Raw genomic sequence first — 900 nt, 5'->3', positions numbered from 1 at the left:
TTGGCGCCGTTTAATGTCTCAGCAGCAACTTTTATAATATATCATGTTATCCGATGAATTGCAACACTTTTTTTCAAAGTCTTTTGTGATTTCATTCGGATTAACATTCACCAACCGAAAGTTTATATCTCCTCTTTACGACTGGATTTATAATGTAACATATAACCCACTCTAAAAACAACCCCTAAATTCAAAAAAATAAGTACTTCTTCTTCACTCCTACATCTCGTTCACACCTTATCATAAAAAACGTGTAGATTCTAATAATTAGAACCTACACGTTAAATAGAAATTGGATGTTAGTTTAGACTGTATTAATTAGAAATCCACGGATTTCTGCGTTTCTTTGAGCTCTCTGTACGACCACCAGCATTGGAACGTTGAGACTTCACAACTGTTTTGTTTTTCTTACTGCTGTTTTGACTCGAGGTCTTTGCTTTTGATGCCGTTTCCTTCGTTGCAATTCCCTTGCTCTTGAGAGAAGCGCCAGAAGTGGATTCCTCACTCACTGTTCTAGCAACTTCGGGAACGTCCTGTACAAACGTTTCAGGATCTTGGATTTCCGGAACCCGATTATGCTGCGAATAATTACCAATACCTGGATACTGTGGATTAGACGGAATACTCGACATTATCGGCCCGCCAAAAGCTCCAAGTGGAGATGCTGGAACTATTCCCTGATTAGGTGTTCCTGCTCCATATGCAGAGAATCCATTTGGGTTTCCATATGCAGGATAGGTATTATATACGGGCATTTCATATGAATAGGGTTGAACATGCATCCCTCCACACCCACAAGTAGTTGGCCAAGGAAGGTTCAATGACATCCCATACATCGGGTTCATTCCTGAAACATTAGCCTCCATATGGTTAGGTGCAGCGTTCGGATTCCATTGTTCT

The 900-nt window shown here is 40.3% G+C and carries 1 protein-coding gene; it reads right to left on the bottom strand.

Annotated elements, in window-relative coordinates:
- Positions 1-314: 314 nt before the first annotated feature.
- A partial coding sequence (locus tag CA600_RS31465; protein WP_179281792.1) for a hypothetical protein occupies positions 315-900 on the bottom strand: 586 nt, incomplete at its 5' end.

The organism is Paenibacillus sp. VTT E-133280 (assembly GCF_002264385.1).
GTDB classification, from domain to species: domain Bacteria; phylum Bacillota; class Bacilli; order Paenibacillales; family Paenibacillaceae; genus Paenibacillus_AQ; species Paenibacillus_AQ nitricinens.
The sequence above is the reverse complement of the archived record's forward strand: the minus strand, read 5'-3'. Positions and strand labels throughout refer to the sequence as shown.